This is a genomic window from Alcanivorax sp. DP30 (assembly GCF_009882945.1).
In the GTDB taxonomy this organism is placed as follows: domain Bacteria; phylum Pseudomonadota; class Gammaproteobacteria; order Pseudomonadales; family Alcanivoracaceae; genus Alcanivorax.
Map to the genome: position 1 here is coordinate 82,356 of NZ_WTUY01000004.1, position 25,846 is coordinate 108,201.

At 57.9% G+C, this 25,846-nt stretch carries 27 protein-coding genes; 7 read left to right on the forward strand and 20 right to left on the reverse strand.

Features of this window, described 5'->3' with window-relative positions; all coding sequences use genetic code 11:
• Nucleotides 1–64: 64 nt before the first annotated feature.
• The 3 genes from GQF00_RS06760 to pip all read right to left on the reverse strand — a co-directional run bounded on the left by GQF00_RS06760 (nucleotide 65) and on the right by pip (nucleotide 2,077).
• Complete coding sequence (locus GQF00_RS06760) at nucleotides 65–547, reverse strand: DUF3015 domain-containing protein (RefSeq protein WP_161318412.1); 483 nt, start codon at nucleotides 545–547, stop codon at nucleotides 65–67.
• Nucleotides 548–719: 172 nt separating this feature from the next.
• Nucleotides 720–1,157: a D-aminoacyl-tRNA deacylase gene (dtd, locus tag GQF00_RS06765; protein ID WP_161318413.1), complete on the reverse strand. Its 438-nt coding sequence runs from the start codon at nucleotides 1,155–1,157 to the stop codon at nucleotides 720–722.
• Complete coding sequence (pip, locus tag GQF00_RS06770; protein ID WP_161318414.1) at nucleotides 1,154–2,077, reverse strand: prolyl aminopeptidase; 924 nt, start codon at nucleotides 2,075–2,077, stop codon at nucleotides 1,154–1,156. Before pip ends, dtd begins: the two co-directional genes overlap by 4 nt.
• Here pip and GQF00_RS06775 point away from each other — a divergent pair.
• Nucleotides 2,076–2,537: a nuclear transport factor 2 family protein gene (locus GQF00_RS06775; RefSeq protein WP_161318415.1), complete on the forward strand. Its 462-nt coding sequence runs from the start codon at nucleotides 2,076–2,078 to the stop codon at nucleotides 2,535–2,537. The genes pip and GQF00_RS06775 overlap by 2 nt on opposite strands.
• A 155-nt stretch (nucleotides 2,538–2,692) precedes the next feature.
• On the opposite strand, the gene glnG is transcribed toward GQF00_RS06775, so the two are convergent.
• The 6 genes from glnG to GQF00_RS06805 all read right to left on the reverse strand — a co-directional run bounded on the left by glnG (nucleotide 2,693) and on the right by GQF00_RS06805 (nucleotide 9,321).
• Complete coding sequence (gene glnG / locus GQF00_RS06780) at nucleotides 2,693–4,129, reverse strand: nitrogen regulation protein NR(I) (RefSeq protein WP_161318416.1); 1,437 nt, start codon at nucleotides 4,127–4,129, stop codon at nucleotides 2,693–2,695.
• Between the two features lie 28 nt (nucleotides 4,130–4,157).
• A complete protein-coding gene (gene glnL / locus GQF00_RS06785) occupies nucleotides 4,158–5,258 on the reverse strand; it encodes a nitrogen regulation protein NR(II) (protein ID WP_161318417.1) in 1,101 nt (366 codons plus the stop codon).
• 154 nt (nucleotides 5,259–5,412) lie between these two features.
• Complete coding sequence (locus GQF00_RS06790; RefSeq protein WP_161318418.1) at nucleotides 5,413–6,126, reverse strand: DUF4124 domain-containing protein; 714 nt, start codon at nucleotides 6,124–6,126, stop codon at nucleotides 5,413–5,415.
• A 205-nt stretch (nucleotides 6,127–6,331) separates the two neighbouring features.
• The gene (gene glnA / locus GQF00_RS06795; protein ID WP_161318419.1) at nucleotides 6,332–7,738 is read right to left on the reverse strand and encodes a glutamate--ammonia ligase; all 1,407 of its coding nucleotides are present in this window, start codon (nucleotides 7,736–7,738) and stop codon (nucleotides 6,332–6,334) included.
• Between the two features lie 229 nt (nucleotides 7,739–7,967).
• Nucleotides 7,968–8,225: a sulfurtransferase TusA family protein gene (locus GQF00_RS06800; RefSeq protein WP_370519467.1), complete on the reverse strand. Its 258-nt coding sequence runs from the start codon at nucleotides 8,223–8,225 to the stop codon at nucleotides 7,968–7,970.
• Between the two features lie 10 nt (nucleotides 8,226–8,235).
• On the reverse strand, nucleotides 8,236–9,321 hold the full coding sequence (locus GQF00_RS06805; protein ID WP_161318420.1) for a tRNA (5-methylaminomethyl-2-thiouridylate)-methyltransferase: 1,086 nt from the start codon (nucleotides 9,319–9,321) through the stop codon (nucleotides 8,236–8,238).
• A gap of 170 nt (nucleotides 9,322–9,491) precedes the next feature.
• Here GQF00_RS06805 and GQF00_RS06810 point away from each other — a divergent pair, with 170 nt between their 5' ends.
• Entirely contained in the window at nucleotides 9,492–10,439 is a 948-nt protein-coding gene (locus GQF00_RS06810; RefSeq protein WP_161318421.1) for a metallophosphoesterase, read from the forward strand.
• Nucleotides 10,440–10,450: 11 nt separating this feature from the next.
• Here GQF00_RS06810 and GQF00_RS06815 read toward each other — a convergent pair whose 3' ends face one another.
• The 4 genes from GQF00_RS06815 to GQF00_RS06830 all read right to left on the reverse strand — a co-directional run bounded on the left by GQF00_RS06815 (nucleotide 10,451) and on the right by GQF00_RS06830 (nucleotide 15,677).
• A complete protein-coding gene (locus tag GQF00_RS06815; RefSeq protein WP_161318422.1) occupies nucleotides 10,451–12,289 on the reverse strand; it encodes a sulfatase-like hydrolase/transferase in 1,839 nt (612 codons plus the stop codon).
• A 264-nt stretch (nucleotides 12,290–12,553) separates the two neighbouring features.
• Nucleotides 12,554–13,549, reverse strand: a complete 996-nt coding sequence (locus tag GQF00_RS06820) for an alpha-L-glutamate ligase-like protein (protein WP_161318423.1) — start codon at nucleotides 13,547–13,549, stop codon at nucleotides 12,554–12,556.
• Nucleotides 13,549–15,084 carry an inactive transglutaminase family protein gene (locus GQF00_RS06825; protein WP_161318424.1) on the reverse strand — a complete coding sequence of 512 codons (1,536 nt, stop codon included), beginning with the start codon at nucleotides 15,082–15,084 and terminating at the stop codon, nucleotides 13,549–13,551. The genes GQF00_RS06820 and GQF00_RS06825 overlap by 1 nt, the downstream gene beginning before the upstream one ends.
• The gene (locus tag GQF00_RS06830; RefSeq protein WP_237440431.1) at nucleotides 15,084–15,677 is read right to left on the reverse strand and encodes a RimK/LysX family protein; all 594 of its coding nucleotides are present in this window, start codon (nucleotides 15,675–15,677) and stop codon (nucleotides 15,084–15,086) included. Before GQF00_RS06830 ends, GQF00_RS06825 begins: the two co-directional genes overlap by 1 nt.
• A 257-nt stretch (nucleotides 15,678–15,934) precedes the next feature.
• On the opposite strand from GQF00_RS06830, the gene typA reads away from it, so the two are divergent.
• Nucleotides 15,935–17,746, forward strand: coding sequence for a translational GTPase TypA (typA, locus tag GQF00_RS06835; RefSeq protein WP_161318426.1), 1,812 nt, complete (start codon nucleotides 15,935–15,937; stop codon nucleotides 17,744–17,746).
• A gap of 177 nt (nucleotides 17,747–17,923) precedes the next feature.
• On the opposite strand, the gene GQF00_RS06840 is transcribed toward typA, so the two are convergent.
• Both GQF00_RS06840 and GQF00_RS06845 read right to left on the reverse strand, forming a co-directional pair.
• Entirely contained in the window at nucleotides 17,924–18,250 is a 327-nt protein-coding gene (locus tag GQF00_RS06840) for a DUF2007 domain-containing protein (protein WP_161318427.1), read from the reverse strand.
• A gap of 3 nt (nucleotides 18,251–18,253) precedes the next feature.
• Nucleotides 18,254–18,592: a DUF4377 domain-containing protein gene (locus GQF00_RS06845; protein ID WP_161318428.1), complete on the reverse strand. Its 339-nt coding sequence runs from the start codon at nucleotides 18,590–18,592 to the stop codon at nucleotides 18,254–18,256.
• 61 nt (nucleotides 18,593–18,653) lie between these two features.
• Here GQF00_RS06845 and trmL point away from each other — a divergent pair, with 61 nt between their 5' ends.
• Nucleotides 18,654–19,124 (forward strand): tRNA (uridine(34)/cytosine(34)/5-carboxymethylaminomethyluridine(34)-2'-O)-methyltransferase TrmL, encoded by a 471-nt coding sequence (gene trmL / locus GQF00_RS06850; protein WP_161318429.1) that lies wholly within the window; start codon nucleotides 18,654–18,656, stop codon nucleotides 19,122–19,124.
• 152 nt (nucleotides 19,125–19,276) lie between these two features.
• On the opposite strand, the gene secB is transcribed toward trmL, so the two are convergent.
• From secB to GQF00_RS06865, 3 genes are read right to left on the reverse strand one after another with little or no spacing between them, the layout of a single operon-like run.
• Entirely contained in the window at nucleotides 19,277–19,753 is a 477-nt protein-coding gene (gene secB, locus GQF00_RS06855; protein ID WP_161318430.1) for a protein-export chaperone SecB, read from the reverse strand.
• Nucleotides 19,754–19,765: 12 nt separating this feature from the next.
• Nucleotides 19,766–20,026 carry a glutaredoxin 3 gene (gene grxC / locus GQF00_RS06860; RefSeq protein ID WP_161318431.1) on the reverse strand — a complete coding sequence of 87 codons (261 nt, stop codon included), beginning with the start codon at nucleotides 20,024–20,026 and terminating at the stop codon, nucleotides 19,766–19,768.
• Nucleotides 20,027–20,046: 20 nt separating this feature from the next.
• A complete protein-coding gene (locus tag GQF00_RS06865; RefSeq protein ID WP_161318432.1) occupies nucleotides 20,047–20,463 on the reverse strand; it encodes a rhodanese-like domain-containing protein in 417 nt (138 codons plus the stop codon).
• A 112-nt stretch (nucleotides 20,464–20,575) separates the two neighbouring features.
• Here GQF00_RS06865 and GQF00_RS06870 point away from each other — a divergent pair, with 112 nt between their 5' ends.
• The 3 genes from GQF00_RS06870 to GQF00_RS06880 are packed head-to-tail and all read left to right on the forward strand — an operon-like array spanning nucleotide 20,576 to nucleotide 23,900.
• Nucleotides 20,576–21,769, forward strand: coding sequence for a murein hydrolase activator EnvC (locus GQF00_RS06870; RefSeq protein WP_161318433.1), 1,194 nt, complete (start codon nucleotides 20,576–20,578; stop codon nucleotides 21,767–21,769).
• Between the two features lie 35 nt (nucleotides 21,770–21,804).
• Nucleotides 21,805–23,121 (forward strand): S41 family peptidase, encoded by a 1,317-nt coding sequence (locus tag GQF00_RS06875; RefSeq protein WP_161318434.1) that lies wholly within the window; start codon nucleotides 21,805–21,807, stop codon nucleotides 23,119–23,121.
• Nucleotides 23,121–23,900 carry a divergent polysaccharide deacetylase family protein gene (locus GQF00_RS06880; RefSeq protein ID WP_237440432.1) on the forward strand — a complete coding sequence of 260 codons (780 nt, stop codon included), beginning with the start codon at nucleotides 23,121–23,123 and terminating at the stop codon, nucleotides 23,898–23,900. The genes GQF00_RS06875 and GQF00_RS06880 overlap by 1 nt, the downstream gene beginning before the upstream one ends.
• Here GQF00_RS06880 and GQF00_RS06885 read toward each other — a convergent pair.
• Complete coding sequence (locus tag GQF00_RS06885) at nucleotides 23,885–24,769, reverse strand: bile acid:sodium symporter family protein (protein ID WP_161318435.1); 885 nt, start codon at nucleotides 24,767–24,769, stop codon at nucleotides 23,885–23,887. The genes GQF00_RS06880 and GQF00_RS06885 overlap by 16 nt on opposite strands.
• Nucleotides 24,770–25,070: 301 nt before the next feature.
• A complete protein-coding gene (gene hisF / locus GQF00_RS06890) occupies nucleotides 25,071–25,844 on the reverse strand; it encodes an imidazole glycerol phosphate synthase subunit HisF (RefSeq protein ID WP_161318436.1) in 774 nt (257 codons plus the stop codon).
• Between the last annotated feature and the right edge of the window lie 2 nt (nucleotides 25,845–25,846).

Here is a 25,846-nt window from a genome sequence, read left to right on the forward strand (position 1 = left end):
GCCCATGCCAGACAAACAAAACCCCGCCTGTAGCGGGGCTTTGCGTCAAACCTGAACGCAGACCTTAGGCAAGGTACTTGGACAGGCTGTCGTCTTTCTTCATTACATCAGTAATGGACGCCATTACTTCGTCAGCAGTTACGTCCTGATGTGGGAAGATAGCAGCGAAGTTTTCGTGCATTACCGCGTTAAAGTGAGCACGATCAGACGCTTCGATACCCATGGAAACAGACAGTGCAGTCAGGGCTTCACCCTCACCGGTAGCCATATCCTGAGCCACTTCTTCCATCACACCGGTCATGCCCAACAGGCTCTGGCCGCTGTAAGTCAGCCCACCGCTGGTGTCACAACCGTTGGTACCAGTGGTCATACCGAAGGTGGCATTACCGGAAGTGCCGTTAACCAGGGTTGCCAGCAGATGCATCGGCATGCCGGACTGGCCTTCAAACAGCATGTTGCCCCAACCACAGCCCGGACCACCCGGAGCCACAGCCATGGCAGAAGTAGACGCGCCAAGCATGGCAGCAGCAATCAAAGTCTTTTTCATCCTGAGTACCTCCAAGTTTTTATAAAATCATCCCTGGGGATGCAGAACAGGATAGTCCGCATCGCACTGCCGTCGTAGCAAACAAGGCAGCGCAGTCCCCGTCACCCTTTCCAGGCAACTGATCTCATCATAAACAAGGGCGTCACCTTTGCAACACGAATGTCGCAGTTGATCACAACTCAAGCAAAAATGTGACTGGCCCATCATTTACCAGGGCAACCTGCATATCGGCAGCAAAAACACCGGTGGCAACGGTTACCCCTTCTGCTCGCAGACGCTCCACACAGTATTGGTACAATTCACGCCCCTTCTCCGGCGCTGCAGCACGGGAAAAACTGGGGCGCCGCCCCTTTTTGGTATCTGCCGCGAGGGTGAACTGCGACACTGCCAACAGCGAGCCACCGACATCACGCACGTCGAGATTCATCTTGCCTGCGTCATCGGCAAACAGGCGATAGCCCACTATTCGCTGCGCCATCCGCGCCACCAGCGCATTATCGTCATGACTTTCAATACCAATCAGCAGCAGCAGCCCCTGCCCGACTTCACCAACGGTTTTGCCATCGACCTGAACGCTGGCTTGTGCAACCCGCTGAATCAGCACTTTCATTCTACAATTCTCCTGTGCAACCGTTTGACTGCCGCCACCAGCGCATTGGCGATTGCAGGATGCGAAGCGGAATGTGCGCCACCTGGCACTCGGCTCAGCACACTGTTGGGTAGCACCTGATGCAGGGCATCCGCCTGATCCAGGGGACAGACAAAATCCCGGTCGCCATGCACGATTTCCACCGGCAGCACACTGCCTGCGCAAGCCTCCAGCAAAGGCATCTCGAGAAATCCGCCGTGGCGAAAGTAATGCACTTCCTGGACCGCCATGCACAATTCGTCATCACCCCCCTGGCCGTCCGGCAAGGGAGACATGCCGGCCAGCACCGCTTCCCAGTTACACCAGGCGCGGGCAAAATACCGCGCGCGCTCACCGGCCATGGCTGCCGCATAACGATCAAGCAATGAGCCGGACAGCGCGGCCACAGGCGCGTTTACCGCCTGCCATTCCCTGGGGAATAATCGCGCCGCGCCCTGCGACGTGTACAGCCAGTCCATGTCCTGCTGACGGCAAAGAAACACGCCACGCAACACCATTCCCAACACCCGCTCAGCATGGGCAGCTGCATAGGCCAGCGCCAGCGTCACCCCCCAGGAGCCCCCGAATAGCAGCCAGCGCTCAATGCCAAGATATTCACGGACCTTCTCCAGATCTGCCACCAGGTGCGCCGTAGTGTTGTACCGTATGCCGGCCAGTGGCCTGCTTTGACCTGCACCTCGCTGATCCAGCAAGATAATGCGAAATTGCTGCGGATCAAAAAAGCGGCGCTGCTGTGGGGAACTTCCTCCTCCCGGCCCGCCGTGCAACACCACCACCGGCAACCCGGCTGGGTTACCGCTCTCTTCCACATACAATTGATGACCGTCTCCAACCGGCAAATAAAAATGGTGACGACAATCCAGATAAGGAAACAGTGCCATGGGGATATCTTTATCAAAACTGAAAAAAGCAGCATACCTGCTGATCATGGTGCTGCAACTACTGTTAAGCGGGTGTCAGGACTCCCCGCCCGAAGAGGCGATTCGCACCGCCCTTGCCGAACTTGAGGAAGCCGTGGAAGCCGGCGATACCGGCACCATCATGGACCGCTTGTCAGAATCCGCTGTCATTCACCGTGATCAGGCCATGGATCGTCAATCTCTCAAACGCACCCTGGTAGGGCTGTTCTTCCGCTACCCCAAACGCCAGCTGACTCTGGCAGGCATCCGCATTGACCTTGCCCCCAACGGCAAGACAGCCCGCGCACGTTTTACCGCACTAGTCTGGGGAGGCCACAATGTTTTACCGGAAAAGGCTGACAGCTATCAGGTGGACAGCCACTGGGTGATGGACGGCGACTGGAAGATTGAGAGTCTGGAAAGCGAACGTCTGATTAATTGATAGCGAATAATCAATAACTGCGCGGAAGCACTTTGTTTCGATCTGAAACGCAAGAGGCCGCGCCCAATATTGGGCGCGGCCTCTTTGCTTTCTGAAAAAACCAATGAAAAACGCGTAGCTATTAATTATTCATTATTAACTATTCATTGCTCTATTCAGTCGTCATCACTCCCAAGCTCCCCTTCCATATCGAGCTCCTTGATCTTGCGGGTCAGGGTGTTACGTCCCCAACCCAGCAACGCCGCCGCATCCCGTTTGCGGCCACCGGTGTGCTGTAACGCCACTTCGATCATGGTGCGCTCAAAGCCCGGCACAGCCTGCTCGAGAATACCGCGTTCCCCCTGGGAAAGAGCGCGATCTGCCCAGTTGCGCAGCGACTTGAGCCAGTCACCACTGACATCGCCACCCTGGCTGGCCACTACCTCTTTCAACTCCGGAGGCAGATCATCCACCAGCACTTCACGACCGGAAGCCATGACCGTCAACCAGCGACAGGTGTTTTCCAGCTGGCGGACGTTGCCCTGCCAGGATTGTGACTGAAGATATTTCTCGGTGTCCTTGTGCAACACCTTTGGCTCCACTCCCAGCTCGTTGGCCGCACGCTGAAGAAAATAGTTGGCCAGACGAGGAATGTCCTCGCGTCGCTCTGAAAGCCGCGGAATATGAATACGGATGACATTGAGGCGATGAAACAAATCCTCACGGAAGTCGCCCTCTTTCACCAGCTTTTCCAGATCCTGGTGAGTAGCAGCAATAATACGAACATCCACATGGATCGGTGTAGTGCCACCGACGCGGTAAAACTCATTTTCCTGCAGCACACGCAGAAGACGGGTCTGCGCTTCCAGAGGCATGTCGCCTATTTCATCGAGAAACAGTGTGCCGCCATTGGCCTGCTCAAAGCGCCCGACCCGCTGGTTATTGGCACCGGTAAAGGCGCCCTTTTCATGACCGAACAGCTCGGATTCGATCAGATCTTTCGGGATAGCCGCCATGTTCAATGCCACAAAATTCTTTTCGCGACGCATGGAATGACGGTGCAGAGCGCGAGCCACCAGCTCCTTGCCGGTACCGGATTGACCATTGATCAGAACAGTAACGTTGGAGTGACTGAGACGGCCGATAGCGCGAAACACTTCCTGCATGGCAGGGGCTTCGCCAATAATTTCAGTGGGGGCTTCTTCCACCGCTGCCGGCACCCCCTCCTGGGTTTCTTCGCGATGCTTGATGGCGCGGCGCACCAGTGCCACGGCCTCATCCACATCAAAGGGCTTGGGCAGATATTCGAATGCCCCGCCTTGGTAGGAGGCCACCGCCGAATCCAGATCAGAGTGGGCAGTCATGATGATCACTGGCAGATCGGGGTTCTTGCGCTGCAGAATCTTGAGCATGCGCAGGCCATCCGTCCCCGGCATGCGCACATCGCTGATCAAGACTTCCGGCTCGCTCCCACCCTCTTCCAGAGTATTCAGTGCCTCATCGCCATCCTCAAAACAGGTGACAGCGTAGCCTTCCTGGCTCAGTGCTTTTTCCAGTACCCAGCGAATGGAGCGGTCATCGTCTACAACCCAAATACTTACACTCATGACCAACCTCTCCGTGGATTTCCGATTGTTTTACTCATAACGCGTGTATCTCTTTTTCGACGTCCTCCGGCTGCTCCATGGGCAGCAGGATACTGAAAACCGTTTCCCCGGGTACGCTTTCGCATTCGATCAAGCCGTGATGCTGACTGATGATCGACTGGGCAATGGACAGCCCCAACCCGGTACCTGCCGCACGGCCACTGACCATGGGATAGAACAGGGTTTCCTGCACCTCCGGATCGATGCCGGGGCCGTTATCGATCACATCCACCCGCAACACCAACCGGTGCCGCAAGGAACCAATGGTGAACTGGCGCAACACCCGGGTACGCATAATGATCCGGGCATCTTGCGTGGAGGATTCCAGCAAGGCCTGGGTGGCATTGCGGATCAGATTGAGCAGCACCTGTATCATCTGGTCACGGTCGGCAATCACGTCCGGCAAACTGATATCGTAATCTCGCCAGATCGCCACCCCACTGGGATGCTCCGCCAACAGCAGCTGGCGCACATGCTCCAGGCATTCATGCACATTTACCGGCCGGAACTGCGGCGGCTTGCGCGGCCCCAGCATGCGATCCGCCACATTCCTTAGCCTATCGGCCTCATCGATGATGACCTTGGTGTACTCGGTGAGCTCCGGGTCTGGCAGAGCCCGTTCCAGCAACTGGGCTGCGCCGCGGATACCACCAAGCGGATTCTTGATTTCATGGGCAACGCCCCGCACCAGCGCCCGGGTTGCCTGATGGGCATGCAACAAGGCCTCTTCCCGGGTAATACGCAGCAGGCGATCCAGCGCCTGTAACTCCAGCAGAAGACACAACGGCTGGCCGGGTTCATTGATGGGACTGACCGAATAATCCACGGTAACTTCATAGCCGGGAGCAACAGACAACCTGGCTTCACGTCGCGTAAATGGATGCTCGTCCTCAATGCACTGCTGAAGTGCAGTTCGAGCGTCTTCGTCGTCATAAAAATAGTCGGGGAGGGTTTGCCCGATGGCACGCACGGCGCTGGTGGCCAACAACATCTCTGCTGCAGGATTGAGGTAGCGCACGCATAGCTCACTATCGAGCATTACCACTGCCGTGCGCAGGTTATCCAGTAACCGCTTGTGCAAAATGCCACCACCCATAAACTATTGGCCCATAACAGGGCATAAGCAATTATCAGGCCATCTTGCACGCACCGTTAAATCGCCCGATTTCAGGTTCAATGATGCGTTTTAAGACACATCCAGAAAGGAGTGTATCGGGAAGGGAAGGCTTGTTGCACCATAAAGGTGCAACTTAGTTGCGAGGAGCAGGCCGCGGCAGGGCAGGACGGGCTGGGCGGGCCGGCTTTGCGGCACCGCCCACCGAGGCCGCACCACCCGCACTGGCAGCCCCCCCCACGCTGGCAGAACCGCCCACACTGGCAGCTCCGCCCACATTTGCCGCAGCTCCATTACGATCGAAACCCGGGCGCTGCCGGAAATCACTGACCGTACTGCGATGGATATAGAACTCGATTACAGGAGAGGAGATTTTTACCTTGCCATCCGCATCCAATACCTTCACTTCCACACGGTGCAGACCCCGATCAGGCATCTCAAGCTCCATGCCCGGCTGCGCTACTCCATTGTCGTAAAGGACCATGGAATCACCCGGCTTCAGTGCCGGCTCCAGCTTCACTGACACAGGGACTGCCGACTCTGGATTACGGACCGTGGCTTCGTTGTCTGGCGAGGTAATCACCAGGCTGGAATACCCTTCCTCTGCCGTTTCTTGCGGCTCATTGCCAGAATCCAGCACCTGCTTCATTTTGTCCGTGGGCACCGTATTGAGCTCCCGCAACTGCACCTGTTCGGCGTCGCCGCTTTCCGGTGGCTGATCCGTGAACACCACATTGCCATTGGCATCAACGCTTCGGTAAATGCCGCTGGCAGGCTTGTCTTCTGCTTCTGCCACCAGCGCCATCGGCAAAACTATCAATCCCAGCACCAGACCCCATTGCTTTTTCATAACCGTCTCCATGACTCTCTTCCCTGATTCTGTCTTCTCCTTCGACATCAGGAAAGGGCTAATTGCTCAAATTGCTGCAGTGTCGATTGCCACCAGACGCAAGGGGCCTGAAGCCTGATCCGAAAATGCCCCATTGCCCACGGCAAACCAAAAAAAAGCCCCCGACAAGCGGGGGCCCTCTTTCTGCAATGTTTCCCGAAGGAAATTAGCAGGAGTAGTACATATCGAACTCGACCGGGTGCGGGGTCATGTTCAGACGCTCGATCTCACCACGCTTCAGGGAGATGTAGCCTTCGATCATGTCCTTGGTGAACACGTCACCTTCGGTCAGGAAGTCCATGTCGGCTTCCAGACAATCCAGGGCCATGGTCAGGGTATGCGCCACGGTCGGGATGTCTTTCGCTTCTTCAGCCGGCAGATCGTACAGATCCTTGTCCATGGCGTCGCCAGGGTGCAGCTTGTTCTTGATACCGTCCAGGCCAGCCATCAGCAGTGCCGCGAAGCACAGGTAGGGGTTGGCAGACGGATCAGGGAAGCGTGCTTCGATACGACGGGCCTTGGCGCTGCTCACGAACGGAATACGGATGGAAGCAGAACGGTTACGGGCAGAGTAAGCCAGCATTACCGGGGCTTCGAAACCGGGCACCAGACGCTTGTAGGAGTTGGTGGAACCGTTGGTGAAGGCGTTCAGGGCACGGGCGTGCTTGATGATGCCGCCAATGAAGTACAGCGCTTCGTCGGACAGGCCAGCGTAGCCGTCACCGGCGAACAGGTTCTTGCCGTCTTTGGCCAGGGACACGTGAACGTGCATACCGGAGCCGTTATCGCCGATCAGCGGCTTGGGCATGAAGGTAGCTGTCTTGCCGTAGGCGTGAGCCACGTTATGTGTGCAGTACTTGAGGATCTGCACTTCGTCGGCTTTGGCGGTCAGGGTGTTGGCGCCAACACCGATCTCACACTGGCCAGCAGTGCCCACTTCGTGGTGGTGAACTTCGATCTTCAGCCCCATGGACTCCATGGCAGAACACATGGCGCCACGCAGGTCGTGCAGGCTGTCTACCGGCGGAACCGGGAAGTAGCCGCCTTTCACACCCGGACGGTGACCAATGTTGCCACCTTCGAAGTCTTCGTGGGAAACCCACGCGGCTTCTTCGGAGTGAATGTTATACATGGAACCCTGCATGTCGGATTTCCACTGCACGGAATCGAATACGAAGAATTCCGGCTCCGGACCGAACAGCGCGGAATCCGCGATGCCGGTAGCCTTCAGGTACTCTTCAGCACGCTTGGCAACAGAACGCGGGTCACGCTCGTAACCGGTCATGGTGTTCGGCTCGAGAATGTCACAACGCAGGTTAACGGTGGCCACGTCAGTGAACGGGTCCAGCACGGCAGTAGAGTCGTCAGGCATCATCACCATGTCGGACTCGTTGATGCCTTTCCAGCCAGCAATGGAAGAGCCATCGAACATTTTGCCATCGGTGAAGAAATCTTCGTCGATTTCACCCACCGGGAGAGTTACGTGCTGCTCCTTACCACGGCTATCGGTGAAGCGCAGGTCCACCCATTTGACATCGTTTTCTTTGATTAGCTTGAGGGTCTTTTCAGACATTATCGTGCGTCCTCCTAAGGAACAGCGGGTTTATCTCTGACTCTTTCCATTGCACCGGTCTGGAGCAACGCAGAGAGCCGGTATTCTCGGCCACTCGGCCTTCAATGCCAATAGGGAGGCAAATACCATGCCAGCCCTTTTTTAGCGCATCAAGCCAGTTTTACGGTCTTCAGCAATGTTTGCACATCATTCATTGCACCAATTATGAGCACACACCCCCGATTGCGCACTAAAAAAGTGCACCATTGTCTTCGCCCACCCGCAGGACAACAAAAACCTCATTGCCCTCTTCGCCGGTTTCCAGCACTTCATGGCCATTAATCCGGCACCAGGCGGGGATATCATTCAAAGCGCCAGGGTCGGTACTGACCACCCGCAGGCAGTCCCCGGTGCTCAGTGTGCGGACTTTATTCTGCGTTTTGATGACCGGCATCGGGCACAGCAGGCGCCGGGTATCCAGTTCGTGCATCGCTTCAGACATTTCCATACCCGTTCTCTCAGCCCACATTCCAGGCAACAGGCACGTCATCCGGCAGCGCAGGCTTGACCGTTACCTGACGTGCCACGCCATCCGGCTGACGCACCTCCAGGGTGACTTCATCCAGCACTCGCCCCTTGGAATAGCGCGCAACGATGGCCGCGGCCTGCTCCAGCTCTTCCTCACTGTCAAAGGCACCATCCACCAAAGCCAACGGGCCCGGGCAACTGACAGTGGTAATACTGGTAAACATGTATCGGTAGCCTTCCAGGAAGCGATTTTCTCCCTCTTCACGGCTGATGATCAGCTTGTAGTGAGGCTGGGGACGCAAGTGGCGCCCCACCTTGAGCAGCATGATGTCATCCAGCTCATAACGGCGCTCGTTACGTGCCTTCCACAGGTCCGCCAGCTTGTTGGAATAGGACTCATCAGTCAGGAAGCAACAGCCGCCTGCCGGCTGGGCAAAGTCATCCAGCCCGAATTTTTTCGCCAGCGCCATCTGCGGCTTGCGGTTCCGGCCGGAAAAGTCGTACAACTCGTCGCGATTAACCCACCCTTCGCGCTCCGGCAGGGTAGCTGGCAGGTTCCGGGCGCAGAGCGGGCGCAGCAGGCGGTCGTCTGCACCGGATTCCTGACTGATGATCGGCATGGTTTCCTTGCGCTGGCTCTTGGGCCGCTGGCCGATCACCTCACCGGTAACAATGAAGTCAAAGCCCCTGTCCCCGGCAAGCTCCCGCGCCTTGTTGATCATCAAGGTGGCCTGGTTAACCATGAAAATCTTGCAGTCCAGACAAGGATTCAGGTTGGCGCCATAGCCATGCTTGGGGTTGAGCACCACATCCTTGTACTCCTCGGAGATATCAATGATGTGCATCTTGATGCCCAACTGCTCGGCCACCCACAAGGCATTGTTGCGCTTGTCTTTATCCTTGTCCTTCTTGCGAATCGCATGGGTGTGTCCTTCCACACAGAAACCGGTGAAGAAGTTCACCCCTTCCACTTCGATGCCCTGCTCCTGCATGACCTTAACAGCCAGCATGGAATCCAGCCCTCCGGACACCAGCGCGATAGCGCGTCGCTTGATGGGTTGGGTTGCCTCAGTCATGAATAAACCTGCCTGTCAGTGGCGCAATGGACGCCCTGAGCCTGAAAATTGGGCGGCGAAGTATAGCAACGGGCCGGTTTGCACGCATCCTTCACGGCCACCGCCTGTCACTTGCACGTCATGGCAGACCATCACACTGCCGATTCCCAGGCCAAGACACCACTGCGATCATGAGAGACAGGCTCCGCTCCATCAGCATCATTGCGCTGTTACTCGTCAGCAGCGCCATTCTCGCCTGGTGGTGGCATACCCCGGCCGGGCCCTGGCTGGTGCATCAGCAGCCGCTGGCGGGCCAGCGCATCTGTGTAATTGGCGATGCCGGCTGGGGTAATCCGCCGGCTCTGGCCGTCGGCAAGGCCCTGGTGCAGCTGGAGTGCGACCAGATCCGCTACCTGGGCGACCTGGTTTACCCGGATGGTATCAGCGGGCCGGATGACCCCTTGATTGAAGAGCGCTTCCTGCCCCCACTGCGTCCCGCCCTGGCCGCCGGCATTCCGGTTTATCTGGTACTGGGAAACCATGACTGGAAACAGGATGGAGAGGCCTGGCTGAAGGTAGCCCGCCGCCACCCCCTGATCCATCTGCCGCATTTTTATTATTTCGAAACCTGGCCAGATGCCTGCGCATTCAGCCTTGAAACCACCTGGTTTGAAAAGTGGTACCACCTGCACCGCCAGGGGAACTGGCTGGACAACAGCCGCGAACTGGCGCGCCAGCACCAGTGTCAGCTCAGCCTTGGCTTTGCCCACCACCCCATGTTCAGTACCGGCTCCCATGGCAACGCCCATGAGATGATCAATCTGGGACTCAAGAACAAGCTGGTGGGCAGTCTGGATCTGATCGTGGGTGGCCACGACCATATCCTGTCCGATGAAGGCGAATATCGGGGAACACGCCAGTTAATTTCCGGCTCCGCCAGCATCAACAATGACCTGGGTATCGCCAGCGCAAACCAGGCATTTACCCGCGCCACCCACGGCCTTCTCACCCTGGACATTCAAGACGATGGCGACGGATTGTATGTGGACTACCGCTTCTACAGCGTTCTGGGCGACCCCCAGGCACCCTTGATTAGCCTGCTGTGGCAGGGCGATCAGCAAGGCAAGGGGGTACGCTAGGCTAGCTGGATTCAGAGCTTGCGAAAGAACAGGGAAATATCGTTCAGCACTGAAGCCAGCGCGTCCCTCAACCTGGACAGCACTGCAGATTCATCCGCAAGCGGCTGATCGTCAGCAGTGCTGATGGTCATTTCCGACAAGCCTCCCGCCTTCAGAGGCATGGCCACCTTGTAATCCTCTCCCACATAGGCAAGCGCATCCCAGCTGGCCACCAGACGATACGGCCGATCAGGGTGCGCCGCAAACAGCGAGGTGCCAATGGAGTAATCCGATGCCGGATTGGTCACGCCAAGCAAGGGCAGCAGAGTTGGCACCACATCCATGTGACTGGTGGGGCGAGTCACTACCGCTGGCGCCCGCCCCGGCACGGCCATTACCAGAGGCACACGGACTTGCTGCTGATGGAACTCTGAGTTGTGCCCCCAACGACCGTTTTCCATGAACTCCTCACCATGATCACCGGTAATGATCACCACCGTATTTTCTAGACAACCGCTTTCCTCCAGCGCCGCCAGCACCCTGCCAAGCTGCTGATCCAGGTGATGTGACGCATTGATATAGCGATTGAAAATGCCTTCGATATCCTGCTCAAGATCCATGGTGGCGTAATTCAGTTCCGGCAGAAAATCCTCTCGAATCACACTCTCTTCTGGAAAGTAGTAGCGGGCATGGGCCGATTCAAAGAACATGAAACCCATAAAGGGCTGATCCGCAGGGTTGGCATCCAACCAGTCAAGCAATCGCCGCACATTGCGGCGATCCCGCTTCCAACCTTCTTCCTTGTCGTCGCTGACCATGTTTTCTTTGGGCACATTGACGAACACCGTGCGATCGAATTCCGGATAACTGAAGTTGGCACTGGTAAACAAGCCAAGGCGGTAATCCCCTTTCTGGAGCAGATCCATCACCACCGGCGAACGGCGCTCGTCCAGAATGCTGAACCAATAGTTGCCGGGCAACCCGTAAAACAGGCTGAAGATCCCCATCCGGGTACCGTTGCCGCCACTGAGATGGTCGGTAAAGCGTGTGCCGTGGCGCTCGGCAAACCGCCACAGGTTCGGCATGATTTCCGGCGTCAGCATGTCCCAGCGCAGGGACTCTGCCACCAGAATCATGACATTGGGCCGGGGCGCCTCGCCCCCAGTTTGCAGGGGATGACGAGGATAATTCAGCCGGCCACTCACCTCAGCATCCAGCTCCACGCTGCGCACCATCTCGATACCCCAATCCTCAGCCGCACGGCGAAACGTCGTCGGCTGGTAAAACGGTACCGACTGCGCTGCCATCAATACTGGCCGGTATCCTTTGAGATGACTGAAACCGTATACCGTGCGCTCGCCCACCATGCACAGCACCAACACGACTACCACGTAACGCAGACCTGGCACTGAGCGTGACCGGGTCAGCAGCAACAGCCCTCCCTGCAACATCACCACCAACAGGCAGATAGCCACCATCGTCAGGGAGGCGGATTCACTGCCACCCATGGACTCGATACCACCGGGAGTGGTCACCAGGTTCCAGACGAACCCATTCAGATGGAAGCCGTACATGCCATAGATCTGGCTGTCCACCAGAAGCAAGATCGTCAACAAGGACAGCATCAGCACAGCGAGCATCGGTTCAAGAGCCTGCCCCACAAGCCAGCCCGTCAGCCGGCAAAGCCCCGCCACAAGCCCCACATACAGGGCGCCATAGCCCGCCGCAGCGGCCAGCAGAAACAGGACGCCCGCAAGCGGCAGATCGGCAAGTGCCGCACGGCCGATATACAGCTGCAGCAAAAAAAGAAACAGTAAATTGAGCAGATAGAAGGCCCGCAGACAGGGCCTTGGTGCAGCAACACCAGACATGGTGAACACCCCATAATAACCGTCGGAAAATATTGCCAAGCCCGACTTAACAAAAACTTAAGAAGCGGTTGAAGCACGCCTGATGCGATCTGAGTCGCGCCAAGGCGCAAGCTGGCCGGAGCCTTGCCCTGCGGAACAGAGGAAGATCTCTTTGTCAGTTCTTTTGGATCTTTCCGTTTCTGAAGGCCCGCACCCGGCAGAACATTGCGCTCCCCGAGATCAACGGTGCCGGCACCGGCATACTAGCTCAGCCGTTAACCCTTGTTACTGCTGCTCTTCTGCCGCCAGGGGCACTGCGCCCGCCACCGCAAATTGCTGTTTGGAGAACGCCACCCGCTCGGCGGCCGGCATGTCTTTCCCTTTCAGGGCATCAAGCCGCTTTTCAACAATGGCGCATCGACGTAGCAAGCCATCATCCATGGCAATCTGGATGTTGAGACCCGGCCGCGCATTCAATTCCAGCATCATCGGCCCATGATCACGATCCATCACCAGATCCACCCCCAGATAGCCAAGACCGGTCAGATCATAACAACGGGCAGCCAGCGCCAGACAATCTTCCCAGTCCGGCACGGTCAGTCCAGCCACCGCATTGGCGGTATCCGGATGGCGCTCGATGCGCTGATTATGCCAGGTCCCTCCCAGGGTCACCCCGCTGGACAGATCCAGGCCAACCCCAATGGCGCCCTGATGCAAATTCGCCTTGCCCTGGGATTGCCGGGTTGGCAAACGCAACATGGCGGCCACCGGATAACCCTTGAGCACAATAATGCGGATATCCGGCACACCTTCGTAGCTGATGCGATTGAACAGCTCGGTGGAACGCACCCGATACTCGATCAGCGCCTCATCGCGATGCCCACCCAGAGAGTAGATCCCGGACAGAATGCCGGAGATGTGATGCTCCAGCTCATCCTGGGTAATGATGCGTCCGGATGCGGAGCGGAAATAGTGCTCAAAGCGGTCCGCGATCACCATGATGCCGTCACCACCGGCCCCCTGGGCCGGCTTGATGACAAAATCGCGGTGGGTATCCACCACCTTGCGCAGGGTGCTGATCCCCTGCTCGGTGGCAATGGCACCATACAGTTCCGGCACCCGGATCCCGGCATCAATGGCCATTTTCTTGGTCTTGAGCTTGTCGTCCACCAGCGGGTACAGGCTGCGCTTGTTGTAACGCAGGATATAGTCGCCGTTACGCTGGTTGATGCCCATTACCCCACGGGCTCGCAGCGCCTTGCGGGTCTTTGACCAGAACATCAGTGCTTGTCTCCATCCACCATGGCCCGGAAGCGAACCAGCTCAGTGAGCCGGTAACCCCGGTAATGGCCCATCATTACCATGAAGGCTGCCACACACAGCAGGATGCCGGGGAAGGTGAAGACAAAGTAAGTCAGCGGCTGCCAGACCATCAGAAGGTGGCTGAGCACCGCCACGAACAGGGTACCCAATCCCACTTTCAAGGACTGACTGCCTCCCCGCTCCTCCCAGACAATGGACGTGCGCTCGATGACCATGGTCAGCACCACCATGGGGAACAGGCCCACGGAGAGACCGGAGCCGATACCCAGCTTGTAGCCCAGCAGGCTCATCAAGGCCATGACCATCACCACAAAGGTCAGCACCACCGACAGCCGCGGCAACAACTGTAATTTGAGATGCTCAAGATAGGAGCGTAACGACAATCCCAGTGCAGTGATAAAGACAAACAGCATGACGCCGTAAATCACCTGGGTTTCCCGGAAAGCCAGCGCGATCAGTACCGGCGTAAAGGTACCCAGGGTTTCCATGCCCACCAGCGACCGCATCAGCAACACCAGAATGACCCCGATGGGAATCATGATCAGGGTCCGGTAAAGCTGCTGGGCAGGCAACGGCAGTTCGTACAGCGAAAAATCGATAAAGCTGCTGGCATCTTTCAAGCGCAGGGTCTGGGCCAGCTGCAACGCACTCATTTCGTTACGATGCACACTGAAGACCATGTCCGCAGACTTGCCACCATCCACCTTCATCAGCGGCTCCCAGCCGCGCCACCACACCAGCCTGTCCTCAGGCAGGCCCTGCTGACCATTGACCGGGTTGTAGTACAGCCATTCGCGGCCGTTATAACTGCGCAGCCACAGCTCAGGCTCCTGCTCCTGGGATTCTGCCAAACGCAAGGTATGCACAGGCTCCACCGGAATGTGGGACAAGCCGAGCAACAAATCCACTACCCGGGCACGGTTACGGGCGGACACATCACTACCCAGCAACAACTGGGCATTGTCGTTCTCCAGCTCATTGACCCGTTTGATGGTTTCACTGATAAAGGTTTCCACATCCGCGGAGTGCTGGCGAATGGGTTCAAGCAGCGCCTCTGCCGCCAGCCGTTCAGGACCTTCAACGTTAGGAGCCTGACGGAACTGCGGGCCGGGCTCCACATCCGGGTTTTTTGCGTAGCGATGCGTCAGCATCAGCCGGTAGTAGAGAAACTGGCGACCATCAGCACGGCGGGAGGACCAGGTCACCTGACGGTTACCCTTTTCCTCGTTCACGTTCACGCCGTAGTTGTTGGAAATGAAACTCTCATTGAGGGTGGTAAAACCACTACTCAGCGGCGGCACGAACATGCGCACCTTTACCGGCTTGTTCGGTCGGGCAGAAAATCCCACCTGGGCATCAATCACCCAGACAGGATCCTTTTCATCCTGGCTGAGAGGGACATTCTGAACAAATACCTGATACAGAATACTGCCCACACCCAGCAGCAGTAGTGCCAGCGCCAGAAGGCGAGCCTGAAACTTCACTGAACCCATTATTGCGCCTCGGCAGCCTCCGTCGTCTCGTCGAGTTGATCATCCAGTTGCAATGTGCAGCGTGGTTGGCCCGCGGTCATCACCAGAGAAGGATCCACCACCGCCCCAAGCCGTTTCAGAGCATCCGCGCCAATCAACAGTGGAAAACTGAAATCACTGCGATCGGTCAGGTTCACCTCAATCTGCTCTGCCCGTCGTCCCATGCAGACCGTCAACATGACCATGGGCCGACGATTGTACCCTCTTTCCTCCTCCACGAGACTCTCTGCAAGACGTTTGATACGCACATGCCCCACTAGCGGAAGCTGGATATCGTCCCACTGCTCACGCTGGATACCCAGAGCCTCCCGATCCTGTGGCATCAGGGCCAGATCAAACTCGACCATGTCGACGCCGTCCTGCTCAAAAATCTTGATATGGCGAGCACTCAGCGAGGCGGATTCCGCCCCGGTATCCAGCTTGGCCGGCACCGTCACGCCCAGCTCCCGCAGCTGGACATGCTCATTCAAGCCATAAATCACCTTGCTGCCGGGCGCCTCGGCCCGAGCCAAAAGCGCACATCCGGCCAACAGCAGCCAAAGAGGAAATCGCATCATAACAACCTGAAAGTAAAAGCGTTACTGCCCGGCAAACCGGTCAAAGAGACATGTCTGTGACAAACATCAGGACAAAAAGGTTGCGCCATTCTAGGTCATCCAACGGTTCTTCGCAGGAACAACCGTAAAATCATGACTTCTGTCACAAACAAGAAAGCTGACCGATGGGCTATCACCTGCCACCAGCGCTGCTATAATGCGCGCCCCTGCGAGCCTCAGACCGGGTTCGCCCATTCTTCACTGGAGCTACACTCGTGATTGAACGCTTGCGCAATATTGCCATTATCGCCCACGTTGACCACGGCAAAACCACCTTGGTGGACAAGCTGCTGCAACAGTCCGGCACCCTGGGAGATCGCGCTGGCGACATCGAACGGGTCATGGACTCCAATGACCTGGAGAAGGAGCGTGGCATCACCATCCTCTCCAAGAACACGGCCATTCAGTGGAACGACTACCGCATCAACATCGTGGACACCCCCGGACACGCTGACTTCGGCGGCGAAGTAGAGCGGGTTATGTCCATGGTGGATTGTGTACTGCTGCTGGTCGACGCGGTGGACGGCCCCATGCCACAAACCCGCTTCGTCACCCAGAAAGCCTTTGCCGCCGGCCTTAAGCCCATCGTGGTGATTAACAAGATCGACCGTCCCGGCGCCCGTCCTGACTGGGTCATGGATCAGGTATTTGACCTGTTCGACAACCTGGGCGCCACCGACGAGCAGCTGGATTTCCCGGTGATCTATGCCTCCGCCCTGAACGGCATTGCCGGCATGGAAGCCGACAACCTGGCCGACGACATGACCCCGTTGCTGCAGGCCATCGTCGACAAGGTGGACTATCCGGATGTGGACGCTGACGGCCCCTTCCAGATGCAGATTTCTTCCCTGGATTACAACAGCTACCTGGGCATCATCGGCATCGGCCGGGTCAAGCGTGGCAAGATCAAGGCCAACAGCCCGGTCAAGGTGATCGGCGCCGACGGCAATGTGCGCAGCGGCAAGATCCTCACCATCATGGGCTACCACGGCCTTGAGCGTGTCGATGCGCCCACCGCCTCTGCCGGTGAGATTGTCTGCATCACGGGTCTCGACCCGCTGAACATTTCCGACACCCTGTGTGATCCACTGAATGTGGAAGCGCTGACTCCGCTGAGTGTGGACGAACCTACCGTGAGCATGTTCTTCCACGTAAACACCTCACCGTTCGCTGGCCAGGACGGCAAGTTTGTCACCAGCCGCCAGATCCGCGAGCGTCTGGAAGCCGAGCTCAAGCACAACGTGGCCCTGCGTGTGGAAGAAACCGGCAGCGCCGACCAGTTCCGCGTCTCCGGTCGTGGTGAACTGCACCTGTCGGTACTGATCGAGAACATGCGTCGTGAAGGCTTCGAGCTGGCCGTAGGTCGTCCGCAGGTGATCATTCGTGAAGAGAATGGCGTCAAGCAGGAACCCTACGAAACCGTTGTCGCTGATGTGGAAGAACAGCATCAGGGCTCCATCATGGAACAGCTCGGCCTGCGCAAGGCGGAAATGACCAACATGGAACCGGACGGCAAAGGTCGGGTTCGCCTGGAATTCCTGGTACCCAGCCGCGGCCTGATCGGCTTCCGCAGCCAGTTCCTGACCCTGACTTCCGGTACCGGCATCCTGAACAGCACCTTCAGCCACTACGGTGAATTCAAGGCCGGCGACATGGCCAAGCGGATCAACGGTGTGCTGGTCTCCATGGTGAAAGGCAAGGTGCTGGGCTTCGCCCTGTTCAACCTGCAGGAACGTGGTCGCATGCTGATCGACCCGAACGTGGATGTGTATGAAGGCCAGATCATCGGCATTCACAGCCGCGGCAACGACCTGGTGGTCAACCCCACCAAGGGCAAGCAGCTGACCAACATGCGCGCCTCCGGCACCGATGAAAACATCGTCCTGACCCCGCCAATCCGTTTCAGCCTGGAGCAGGCACTGGACTTCATCGAAGATGACGAACTGGTAGAAGTGACCCCCAACTTCCTGCGCCTGCGCAAGAAGCTGCTCACCGAAACCGAACGCAAGCGCGCTGGCCGCGCCTGATACAGGGCCGCAGCCAACAAAAAAGCCGGGCACATGCCCGGCTTTTTTAATGCCGTTTCGCGGACTTCCAGGAAAACCCGATTTGCCCCACTTTCCGCTAGAGCGCCGCCAGCGGACGCTCCTGAAGCAGCTTCCTGGCAAGCAGTCCTTCGAAACTCGTTACTCGCAACCCGATACTCATCTCAAAAGCATCAGCATCACCAGCACACCGGCAAAGAACCCCACCAACACCCCGGAAAGAAAGCCCGCCGCGGGAACCGGAGACAAAGAAGGCCGGGATGAAGGAAGATCAGGCTGCTCCCGCTGGTAGCTCTCCACCACTTCAAGAGCACGATCCTCTTCCTCGTTATCCACCCACACAGAAACCAGCCCTGCCGCCGGCAACTCGCCAACACCGCCTTGCAAGAGGTCACCCTGCACGCGAGCAGAAACACCAACCTGCTGCAGAAGATCTGCCACCATGTGGGCCTCCAGCCCATCGCGGGCCTGGTAGACGCAGCGCAAGGCTCAGTCCTGCTGGTTCACAGCAGTTTTCTCAACCACTTCCAGCAAGGTATAACGCTCGGAACTGGCATCGGCGGGCGCATTTTCCACCGACGTCACCTTCACCCGCAGGGTGTACTGGTGACCCGGCTCAAATTCAAAGCCCTCGATCTTGCTGTAAAACAGTGAATAGTTATCTTCGCCCTCACGACGCACCTGCAGGCACTCCATGGGGCCCACGCCAATACAGGCAGTCCGGTAAGGCGCGACATCCAGCAACTGTCCATCAGGCACAGACTCCTGGCAGCCGGCCAACCCCGCCAGCACCACGACCCATCCCAACCATACTCGCTTCATAGCCATTCCCTGTTATCCTTGCCTGTCACTCATGAGTACCACGGCTGCGCCCTCACGGCAAAATACAATGCTGCATATTGCACTTTATGAACCGGAAATTCCGCCCAATACGGGCAACATCATTCGCCTGGCCGCCAATACCGGGGCGCACCTGCACCTGATCGAGCCCCTGGGCTTTTCGCTGGATGAAAAAAAACTGCGGCGCGCCGGGCTAGACTACGGGGAATTTGCCAACCTGCAACTGCATGAAAACTTCGACGCCTTTCTGGCAAAGATTCCCGGCCAACGTCTGTTTGCCCTGACCACCCGCGCCAGCCGGGCACACAGTGCCGCCACGTTTCAGGATGGCGACGTCCTGCTATTCGGCCCGGAAACCCGCGGCCTGCCCACTGCCATCATCGATTCCCTGCCGGCAGCGCAACGCCTGCGGCTACCCATGGTCCCCGACAGCCGCAGCCTCAACCTCAGCAACGCGGTGGCAGTGACCGTGTATGAAGCGTGGCGACAACTGGGATACGAAGGGGCAATTAATAGTTAATAATGAATAATTAATAACGTCGCGGGATAGATTCTATCCGCATTGAAACGCAAGAGGCCGCGCCCATCGTCTGGGCGCGGCCTCTTGCGTTTCGGAATAACAACGCTGCTCGGGCAGCTATTAATTATTCATTATTAACTATTAATTGCACTTCACTGAACCGTTTCACCCGCCGCTTCAGCCTGGGCTTTTGCCTGTTGCTGACGTTGCTGCTGGTAAAGCGCATCGAAGTTGATCGGCTGCAGCAGCATTTGCGGGAAGGAGCCCTTGGCCACCAGGTCAGACACCACTTCGCGCACGTAGGGGAACAGCAGGTTCGGGCAGTAGGCGCCCAGCAGCTGGGCCAGCTCTTCGCCTTCGATGCCTTTCACCGTGAAGATTCCAGCCTGTTTCACTTCCGCCAGATAAAAGACTTTTTCTTCCTTTTCGTCCTTGGCCGTCACGGTAACGGTGAGCTCAACCTCATATTCGGCACTCTCGCCAACACGACGGGCACCATTGTTGATCTGCACATTCACCTTGGGCTTCCATTCCTGCAGGAACACTTCCGGGGCACCGGGACACTCAAAAGAGGCATCCTTGAGGTAAACACGCTGCAGTTGGAAAACCTGTTGTTGTTCGTCAGCCATTATTCTCTCCAGTTACTGATCGGCTCCGAGCAGGGCATCCAGTTCCCCCGCCCGCTCGAGAGCATAAAGTTCATCACACCCGCCGATGGGATGATCATTGATAAAGATCTGTGGCACCGTATGGGCCCCGCCACGTTGCATCATTGTCTGACGTTGAGACGGATCCCGATCCACATCAGTGTCTTCATAGGACACATTCTTGCTGTCCAGCAGCCGCTTGGCGCGGACACAGAAAGGGCACCACGCAGTTGTATAGAGCTCCACTTTCGCCATGCTGCCCTCCTGAATGACAGTTAACCCTTCACCACCGGCAGCGATGCCGAACGCCAGGCGTTGAGGCCACCCTGAATCCGGTAGAGCTGCTCGAAGCCCTTGGGACGCAGCTGTCTGCCAAGATGTGAGGCCTTGCTGCCCATATCACAAGTCAGAATCAGCGGTTTGTCCTTGTATTTTTCCAGTTCTGCAATACGCTCTAGAGCCTGACTGGCAGGAATGTTGAGACTACCGGCAATATGGCCGGCACGAAACTCATCACTGTCTCGCAGATCAACAATGACAGCCTCATCCCGGTTTACCATATTGGTAGCCATCTGTGGCGTCACAGGCTTGCCGCCGCGGCGGGATTCAAGCACGAAAAACACAGCCCAAAGCAGAAAAAAGGCGGACACCAGAAGATAATGGTTGCTGGCGAATTCAAACAGTTGGCTCATGGGAACCCCGAATCAGTGGCGTTAATCCGTCCGGAAGGGAAATCCCTCCACCGCCGGATCGATGAAAAATCGGCGCCAAGTATACACACCCCCAGGGGGGTAAGGTAAAACCATGGCGTCCAGATTCTCGCCCCGCCCGCCCATCGCGGCGTTCTGTGGGCTATTGCTCACCGCGCTGCTATGCAATCCCCTGCTGGCTGAAACCACCCCCTCCAAGGCCGAACTCGAAGCCCTGAAACGCCGCATCAGCGAACTCAGCGAGGCTCAGGTCAAGGAACTGCGCGAACGCGACTCCGTACAGGCCGACCTGCGTGAAGCGGAATTGCGCATCAGTCGTCTGGCCCGGGAGAAACGCGACCTGGAAAAGCGCGAGGCCGAGGCCCTGCGCAAGCTTGCTACCCTGGAAAAGGAACAGGCAGCCCTGGCCAAAGACAAACGCACCCAGGTGGAATGGCTGGCTCGCACCGTTCGCGCCAGCTACCAGAGTGGTCGTCAGGAACGCCTGAAGCTATTGCTGAATCAGGAGCAGCCGGATCAGATCGCCCGACTGATGCGTTATCAGGAGTACTATCAGCGCGCCCGCACTGACCGCCTGCAAGCAGTAAAAACCGAACTGGTGGAACTGCAGGCAGTCAGCGAAAGGGTTGCCGGGGCCCGTCAGGCACTGCTGGAAAAACGCAGCGAACTACAACGCCATGCCGACAAACTGAATGACGCCCAACAACAGCGTCAGCAAAGCCTGGCGGCACTCAATCGCTCGCTGGATAGCCGTGGCAGCGACATCACTCAACTGAAAAGCGATCAGCAGCGCCTGGCCAAGCTGCTGGATGACATGCGCCGCAGCTTTGACGACATTCCCGCTGACCTGGGCGGAAAGCCCTTTGGCAAACTGGCCGGCAAGCTTCCCTGGCCACTGCCCGGCCGAATCACCACTGGATACAATAGCCGCAGGGAGGGCGCCCTGCGCTGGCAGGGGGTCATTCTCGGCGCCCCCGGGGGTACCCCAGTACGCGCCATTCATCCCGGGCGAGTGGTCTTCGCGGACTGGCTGAGAGGCTACGGCCTGCTCACCATCGTTGATCATGGCGACGGTTACCTGAGCCTGTACGGGTATAACCAGGCCCTGCTTCGCGAAGTGGGAGAATGGGTATCTGCCGGGGACAGCCTGGCACTGGCGGGCAACTCTGGCGGTAACATGGCCAGCGGTCTGTATTTCGAGATACGCCATCGTGGCAAGGCGGTGAACCCGACACGCTGGTGCGACCGCCGTGTTACACTGCCCCCTATCGCAAGGAACGACCAATAACACGCACGGACTTCACCGTGCTTCGGGGACACCTGATGCCAACACTGTTTTCCCAGCGCGCCCGATCGGCAGCTGTTGCCAGCTTACTTGCTCTGGCCTCTTTTTCTGCCCAAGCCGCCGATCCGGCCCTTGATCAACAGGCCGAGCAACAGGGTGTGCCTGTTGAAGAACTGCGCGCCTTTGCCGAAGTCATGGAGCGCATTCGCTCTTCCTATATCGAAGACGTGAGCGACCGCGACCTGCTCGAGTCTGCCATCCGCGGCATGCTGTATGAGCTGGACCCCCATTCCAGCTACCTGACTCCTGATCAGTTCGAAGATCTTCAAGTCACCACCACCGGTGAGTTCGGCGGCCTGGGCATTGAAGTCACCATGGAGGACGGCTTCGTCAAAGTCGTCACCCCGGTCGATGAGTCCCCTGCCAGCAAGGCTGGCATTCAGGCCGGTGACCTGATTCTGAAAATCGACGACACCTTCGTGAAAGGCCTGACGCTGAGCGAAGCCGTGGAGCTGATGCGTGGCGAGATCGGCTCCGAAATCGAATTAATGGTGCTCAGTCAAGGGGACGAGAATCCCCGCAAGGTCAGCGTCAAGCGAGACAAAATCCAGCTGCACAGTGTTCGTTCGCGGCTGCTGGAACCCGGGCTTGGCTACATCCGCATTTCCCAGTTCCAGAACAACACTGGCCCGGATACTGACAAGGCGCTGGACAAGCTCAACAAGGACGGCGAACTGCGCGGCCTGGTACTGGATCTGCGCAACAACCCTGGCGGGGTATTGGGTGGCGCGGTACAAGTGGCGGACCTGTTCCTCGACAGCGGGCTGATCGTCTACACCCAGGGACGAAACCCGGAGAGCCGCAGTGAGTTCAAGGCCTCCAGTGGAGACCGCCTGGCAGGCGTACCGCTGGTGGTATTGGTTAATGGCGGCAGCGCCTCGGCCTCGGAGATCGTGGCCGGAGCCCTGCAGGATCAGCACCGCGCGCTGGTGGTGGGCAATCGGACCTTCGGCAAGGGCTCCGTGCAAACGGTGCTGCCGCTCAGCAAGGACAAGGCTCTGAAGCTGACTACCGCCCGCTACTACACCCCTTCCGGCCGCTCCATTCAGGCCGAAGGCATCGTCCCGGATATCACCGTGGATCAGGTCACTCATCTGGAAGTACTGGAAGACCAGCAACTGCGCGAAGCCGATCTGCCTCGCCATCTGGACAACGAAAATGGCGAAAGCAGCAATTCACGCACTGCCCCTTCGCTGGCACAGGAGGATTATCCCCTTGCCCAGGCACTGGCCATTCTCAAAGGGGTAGTGATGTCCCGTGCGAGTGCCAGTCAGGCTGTCACTGACACACCCTGATGCAGGCACTTTTCAGGATCATGGCCCTGATCACGCTGGCGGCTCTTGGCGCCAACGTGGCCAACGCTGCCCAGCCGCGCATCGCCATCATCATTGATGATCTGGGCTACAACCGTCAGCACGGTCAGTCCATCGTCGATCTGCCCGCCGCGGTGACCTGTGCCGTGATTCCCTTTTCGCCCCATGGTCAGCGGTTGGCCCGACGCGCCAGCCAGGCCGGAAAGGAAGTGATCGTCCATATGCCCATGGCCGCTCGCCAACACCAGAAGCTGGATCGCGGCGGCCTGACCACTGACATGTCCGAAGCGGAGCTGCTGAGCCAGGTTCGCCAGGCACTGCGTCAGCTGCCCGAAGCCCGCGGCCTGAATAACCACATGGGCAGCGAACTCACTGAACAAACCCGGGCCATGAACTGGCTGATGAGCGAGCTCAAGGCGCACCAGCTGTTCTTCGTGGATAGCCGCACCAGTGGCCGCTCCGTGGCCCAGCAACAGGCTGTACGGGCCGGCATTGCCAATGCCGGCAGGGATATCTTCCTTGATAACGACCGCAGCCTGGTGAAGATCAACAACCAGTTCAACAAACTGATCAAACTGGCTCGGCAACGGGGCCATGCCATTGCCATTGGCCACCCCTACCCGGAAACCGTGCACTATCTCCAGCAGGTTCTGCCGCTACTCAAGCAGGCTGGCATTGCGGTGGTGCCGGTATCAGAACTGCTTTCTGCACCGGCACTGAATACGGCCTCGGCCCAGGGCTCCGATCACGGCGAAACCTGAGCGTTGCGTCCGATTCCGGTGAGGCGGGCGTAACCAATCATCAGGAAACCAAAGGCAAACATCAGCACCCCGTAAACCGCAGAGGGCACAGACATGGCCTCGGAGTGAAGCAGGGTCAGCGTAACCATCAACCCCAGGGTGCCATTCTTGATACCCAGTTCGATCGCCACAGTGAATGCCTGATCCCGGCTCAACCCGATCAGGCGACCACCCAGCATCCCCAGCACAATCCCCGCCACATTCAGAATAATCGCCGACATACCCGCCTTGCGGAACAATTCGAATGCCTCATCACCCAGCTTGATCAGCAGCAACGCGATCACCGCGATCAACACCACCAGGCCGAGCAATCCCACAGCCTTTTCACCTTTCGCGGCCAGCACCGGCTTGAAATGCCGCACCGTCATGCCGATCGCCACCGGTAGCAGCACGATCACGATCAGGGTCAGCACGGTACGCAGCACGGGCAACTCAATGGCCATGGCCTCGTCATGGAAATGCTTCAGTCCCCAGCCGGTGAACGCCGGCAGGGTGACAATAGTGATCAGGCTGGCGATCACCGTCAGCACGATGGAGAGCGCCACATCGCCGCGGCCCAGGTAGACAAACAGATTCGAGGTGGTACCGCCGGGACAGGCTGCCACCACAATCAGCCCCACCGCCAGTGCCGGAGAAAGATCCAGGGCCACAGCCACCGCAAAAGCCACCAGCGGCAAAAGCAGGATCTGACAGATCAAGCCGAAGGCCGTCCCTTTCGGAGCAATGACCACCTCACGAAAATCCTTCGGTGTCAGGGTCATGCCCATGCCGACCATGATCAGAAACAGGGATATCGGCAGTCCGATATCAATCAGCGCACTGGAACCCATTGCGTACTCTCCCGGTATCGTTTTTATAGATATACATTCGAGAGTAATTCAGTGTGAGGGATGCGGCCAGCAGGAAACCACATAGGCATTAAGGATGGCGCTTTTGGCCATGATAGAGGCCTGATGCTGGACGCCTGAGGCCTGACACACTGATTGAGGGAGCTTGCCTGCAAGCGATAGCTCTTCGATCAAGACTCCATCGCTTGCAGGCAAGCTCCCACAGCGGGGCTATCCACAAAAAAGCCCGCCGGGCATTCGGCGGGCTTTTGCATCAGGCCTCGAGCCTCAAGCCTCTGGCGTATTACAGCCGCATCTCAATGCCGGCGTTCTGCATGAAACGCTTGGCTTCTTCAACGGAATATTCGGCGAAGTGGAAGATGGAGGCTGCCAGCACAGCATCGGCTCCGCCCTGAATGACACCGTCCACCAGATGCTGCAGGTTGCCCACTCCACCACTGGCAATCACCGGCACCGGGACCGCATCGGAGATGGCACGGGTCAGGGCAATATCAAAACCGTTCTTGGTGCCATCACGGTCCATGCTGGTGAGCAGGATCTCACCCGCACCGTAATCGGTCATGCGCCTGGCCCACTGCACAGCATCCAGCCCGGTGGGCTTGCGGCCGCCATGGGTAAAGATCTCCCAGCGATTGGGTTCGCTCTCCGCGCTCACCTTCTTGGCATCAATGGCCACCACGATGCACTGGGAGCCGAAACGCTCCGCCGCCTCGCGGACAAATTCCGGGTTATGCACGGCCGCAGAGTTAATCCCCACCTTGTCCGCGCCGGCGTTAAGCAGGTTACGGATATCGTCCAGGGTACGCACACCGCCCCCCACCGTCAGCGGGATGAACACCTGGCTGGCAATCTGTTCCACCGTATGCAGGGTAGTATCGCGGCCTTCATGGCTGGCGGTGATATCGAGAAAGGTAATCTCGTCGGCGCCGGCATCGTTGTAGCGCTTGGCCACTTCCACCGGATCACCGGCATCACGGATATCCACAAACTGGACACCCTTGACCACGCGACCGTCGTCCACATCCAGGCAGGGAATGATTCGTTTGGCGAGCCCCATCG